Raw genomic sequence first — 3985 nt, forward strand, 5'->3', positions numbered from 1 at the left:
CCTTGGAGGACAGGCTCTTCGACGACCGGTCCCAGACCCGCGTACTGCAACGGGACACCTACCGGTTACGGAAGGAACTCGTCGAACTGCGACGTATCGTGCTGCCGATGCGCGAGGTGGTCAATACGGTGATGCGGCGCACCGCGGCGGGGGTGGAGGCCGGGGAACTCGAGGGCTGGTATTCGGATCTGTACGACCACGTGATCAGGGCCGCTGAATGGACTGAGTCGCTGCGCGACATGGTGACCACGGTGTTCGAGACAAACCTGTCCCTGCAGGATGCCCGGCTCAACACCATCATGAAAAAGCTCACCGGGTGGGCCGCCATCATCGCGGTGCCCACGCTCGTCACCGGCTGGTACGGCCAGAACGTGCCGTATCCCGGATATGGTGCCATGGCCGGCGCGGTCACCAGTGCGGCGTTGACGGTGTTGACTGCGGTGGCCCTCTACCTTGCATTCAAACGCCGAGACTGGCTCTGAGACTGCTCTTCCCGTCATGCGCTCCCGCGGAATTCAATCGCAGTGTCGTATGGGCGGCTACTCCTCGGTTTTACCGGTGAAGGCTTCCTTGGCCTTGCCCACCGCGTGGGTCGCGATCTCGGTGGCGTCTTCGACGATCGCACTGGCGCCGCCGGCGATATCACCCTTGACGATGTGACCAGCGTCCTCGACGATGTCGGCTGCCTTCTCGACGGCGTGGCTGGCGATGTCCTTGGCTGCGTTGATGGCGTTCTTGGGGTCGAAGCCCATCGTATTCTCCTGTTCTGGCATGGATTTCTCTCTGACAGTAGCCCCGACGCTCGCGCAGCAACAGGCTCGGAGAGCTTCGGCTACCCGTGACCTACGGTTGACTCCTTGACGGTCCTCCGAGGTTCACCGTGGTGGCTGCTCATACTGGCGTGGTTGGGTCTGCTGCACGAACAGGTGACACGTTCAGTCACGCGGCCTGATCGGCCGGTGCGGTCATGATTGCTTCGAATTCGATCGGGGTCAACCGTCCGAGGCCGACCTGCCGGCGGCGGCGATGGTAGGTGCGTTCGATCCAGGTGACAATCGCGATGCGCAGTTCCTCTCGGGTGTTCCAGTGCCGGCGATCTAGGACGTTTTTCTGCAGCAGACCCTGCGCAGCTTCCTTCTTCCGCCAACCGAGATGACCCAGCCAGATGCTTATGGCCCCATACAGAGCAGCCCCCAGCCACGGAGACCAATCGGGCCATTGCCTGCCCATGAACTCAGGCAGATCGAACATGCCCGCAGACAGATAAATCGCGATCACCGCATGTTCGATAGCGAACCCGGCAAACAGTCCTGAGAGAAATTTGAAGATATCGCGCTTCACCGCTTCTTCTCCCTGGCCGACACCCCCGCAGCCAAATGGCTACAGCTATAGCCTTGGCCCCCAAGTCAAAGTGGGCATAGAGGCGAAAGTCCCCGCAGGCGGCAGCCGGGGGAACTACCAGCCGCGCTCTCGGCACTCAGCCGGCTGCGGCCGCTCCTCGCCCAGGGTGGTGTCGTCGCCGTGGCCGGGATAGACCACGGTCTCGTCGCCGTATACGTCGATGACCCGGCTGGTCACATCGCCGGGTAGTTGCTCGAACGCTCTTGGCTCCCAGGTCTTTCCGATTCCACCGGGGAAGAGGGGTTGCCGATGACGGTATTCCTACGGCCATTGCGAGATCGTCACTTTGCCTTGGCCGCCCTGTTCGGCCATTTTATGGGCGTGACGCAGGGTGTCGGCGTTGATGGGGCGGAGCCGCTGACTGGAGATGTCGGCGAGCCGACCCTCGTCGATGAGATGCGAAATCCGGGTGAGGATCGCGCCGTGCTTCTCGATTTCCGGACCCATCGAACGCAGACCCATGAACTCCATTCCGAAGCTGGCCGAGCGCAGCCGCAGACCGCCGAATGGCACCGGATCGAGATCGGCCATCACCGCACAGATGTGGCCGAACGGGGCGATCAATTGCGACATGGTGTCGAGGTAAGTCGCTGCCGACGAACAGCACACGATGAAGTCGAAGGTGCTGTCCGGCAATTGGTCTGTCAGCGGTCGGCGGTGATCCACGGCCGCGTCGGCACCGAGGCTCAAGCACCACGATCTGCCGGACTCCGACCCCGCCGTTGCGGTCACGGAAAGGCCGGCCAGTGTCTTGGCCAGTTGGACTGCCGCCGACCCGGTTCCGCCGGTGGCTCCGATGACCAGCAAGGAAGCCCCGCTGTCGGTCCCGTCCGTCCTGATCCGTAGGACGTCGAATAGCGACTCCCACGCGGTGATTCCGACCATCGGCCATGCCACCGCTCGGTCTGGGCTCAGTGTCTTCGGTAGGGGTGCGAGCAGGCGGGCATCGACGACGATGTACTCACTCGATGCCCCGGTCGCGGCCATGGCCGAAGCCGAGCCGAAAACCTCATCGCCGACCGACCAGCCACGGACTTCGGTGCCAACGGATTCGATGACCCCGGCGAAGTCGGCACCCACAACCCGCAGCGATCTGGGAGGGGGAATCTGTTTCGGCAACGACCGCGCGATTTCCTCCCACGGTGTTGACCGGAAGTAGATGTCCGCCGGATTGATCCCCAGTGCTGTGGTTCGTACCAGCACCTCGCTCGGGCCCGGCGCGCCCACCTCGACGGTGCCGTTCAGGAGGGAGTCGGCATCGCCGTGATGGTGGACACCGATGGCCCGAGATTCCTTGATCACGCCAGTCACCAGCCGCGCTCTCGCCACTCAGCCAGCTGCGGCCGCTCCTCGCCCAGGGTGGTGTCGTCGCCGTGGCCGGGATAGACCACGGTGTCGTCGCCGTAGACGTCGAAGACCCGGCTGGTGACGTCGCCGAGCAGTTGCTCGAAAGCGCCCGGCTCCCAGGTCTTCCCGACTCCGCCGGGGAACAGGCAGTCCCCGGTGAACAACTGCACCGCGGTCCGCTCGCCGGCCGGCCGCAGCGCCAGCGCCACCGAACCGGGGGTGTGGCCGCGTAGATGGATGACGTCGAAGGTCAGATCGCCGAGGCTCAGCACATCGCCGCCGTCCAGGAAGCGCTCCGGGGGGATCGGCAAAGGTTCGGCGTCGAGTTGGTGGGCGGCGGTAGGGGCGCCAGTTGCCTCGGCGACGGCCCCGAGCGCCTGCCAGTGATCGAAGTGCTGGTGGGTGGTGACGATCAGCGCCAGTTTCGGGGCCTGCTCGCGGACCAGATCGACCAGCAGTTCGGGGTCGTTGGCGGCGTCGATCAGCAGCGATTCCCCGGTTGTCGCGCAGGTCACGAGGTAGGTGTTGTTATCCATCGGACCCACTGACATCTTGATGATGCTCACCCCCGGCAGGGTGCGCCGGGCGGCGGTCTGGGTCTCGACGTGACCGGTGTAGTTGTCGGCGACGGCTGTCATGATGCCCACGTTAGTGGTCGTCGGTACCCACGCTTAGCATGGGCGCGTGGCCGACCGGTTGATCGTCAAGGGTGCGCGCGAACACAACCTCCGCAGCATCGACCTGGACCTTCCCCGGGATGCCCTGATCGTCTTCACCGGCCTGTCCGGGTCGGGCAAGTCCTCGCTGGCCTTCGACACCATCTTCGCCGAGGGGCAGCGACGCTACGTGGAGTCACTCAGCGCCTATGCCCGGCAGTTCCTGGGCCAGATGGACAAGCCCGACGTCGACTTCATCGAGGGCCTGTCCCCGGCGGTGTCCATCGACCAGAAGTCCACCAACCGCAACCCCCGGTCCACCGTCGGCACCATCACCGAGGTGTACGACTACCTGCGTCTGCTCTATGCCCGGGCCGGCACTCCGCACTGCCCGGTATGCGGCGAACGGATCGCTCGGCAGACCCCCCAGCAGATCGTGGATCAGGTGCTGGCGATGCCCGAGGGCACCAAGTTCCAGGTTCTCGCCCCAGTGGTCCGCACCCGCAAGGGCGAATTCGTCGACCTGTTCGACAAACTCAACACCCAGGGCTACAGCCGGGTCCGGGTCGACGGCGTGGTCC

The 3985-nt window shown here is 64.6% G+C and carries 4 protein-coding genes and 3 pseudogenes; 2 read left to right on the forward strand and 5 right to left on the reverse strand.

All coding sequences use genetic code 11. The features are described 5' to 3' along the window. Nucleotides 1-482: CorA family divalent cation transporter (locus ADBZ5N_RS17810; RefSeq protein ID WP_526259750.1), on the forward strand; the 482-nt coding region annotated here is incomplete at its 5' end. Nucleotides 483-539: 57 nt separating this feature from the next. Here the strand turns inward: ADBZ5N_RS17810 and ADBZ5N_RS17815 are convergent. The 5 genes and pseudogenes from ADBZ5N_RS17815 to ADBZ5N_RS17835 all read right to left on the reverse strand — a co-directional run bounded on the left by ADBZ5N_RS17815 (nucleotide 540) and on the right by ADBZ5N_RS17835 (nucleotide 3386). Then, the gene (locus ADBZ5N_RS17815) at nucleotides 540-752 is read right to left on the reverse strand and encodes an Rv1893 family protein (RefSeq protein WP_526259752.1); all 213 of its coding nucleotides are present in this window, start codon (nucleotides 750-752) and stop codon (nucleotides 540-542) included. Nucleotides 753-939: 187 nt separating this feature from the next. Beyond that, nucleotides 940-1134: pseudogene (locus ADBZ5N_RS17820) on the reverse strand (IS3 family transposase); the annotation flags it as partial. A gap of 321 nt (nucleotides 1135-1455) precedes the next feature. Further along, nucleotides 1456-1641: pseudogene (locus ADBZ5N_RS17825) on the reverse strand (MBL fold metallo-hydrolase); the annotation flags it as partial. Between the two features lie 21 nt (nucleotides 1642-1662). Next, nucleotides 1663-2712, reverse strand: coding sequence for an alcohol dehydrogenase catalytic domain-containing protein (locus ADBZ5N_RS17830; RefSeq protein ID WP_526259754.1), 1050 nt, complete (start codon nucleotides 2710-2712; stop codon nucleotides 1663-1665). Then, on the reverse strand, nucleotides 2709-3386 hold the full coding sequence (locus tag ADBZ5N_RS17835; RefSeq protein WP_526259756.1) for an MBL fold metallo-hydrolase: 678 nt from the start codon (nucleotides 3384-3386) through the stop codon (nucleotides 2709-2711). The genes ADBZ5N_RS17830 and ADBZ5N_RS17835 overlap by 4 nt, the downstream gene beginning before the upstream one ends. Before the next feature lie 46 nt (nucleotides 3387-3432). Between ADBZ5N_RS17835 and ADBZ5N_RS17840 the strand changes: the two are divergent. Continuing rightward, nucleotides 3433-3985 (forward strand): annotated as a pseudogene (locus tag ADBZ5N_RS17840) (excinuclease ABC subunit UvrA); the annotation flags it as partial.

Origin of the sequence: Mycobacterium sp. (assembly GCF_044370595.1) — a bacterium.
Taxonomy (GTDB): Bacteria; Actinomycetota; Actinomycetes; order Mycobacteriales; family Mycobacteriaceae; genus Mycobacterium.

Bases quoted from the DNA above. Each gene is read 5' to 3' on its own strand.
- ADBZ5N_RS17815 (WP_526259752.1), bottom strand. From the start codon at position 752: ATGGGCTTCGACCCCAAGAACGCCATCAACGCAGCCAAGGACATCGCC.
- ADBZ5N_RS17835 (WP_526259756.1), bottom strand. From the start codon at position 3,386: ATGACAGCCGTCGCCGACAACTACACCGGTCACGTCGAGACCCAGACC.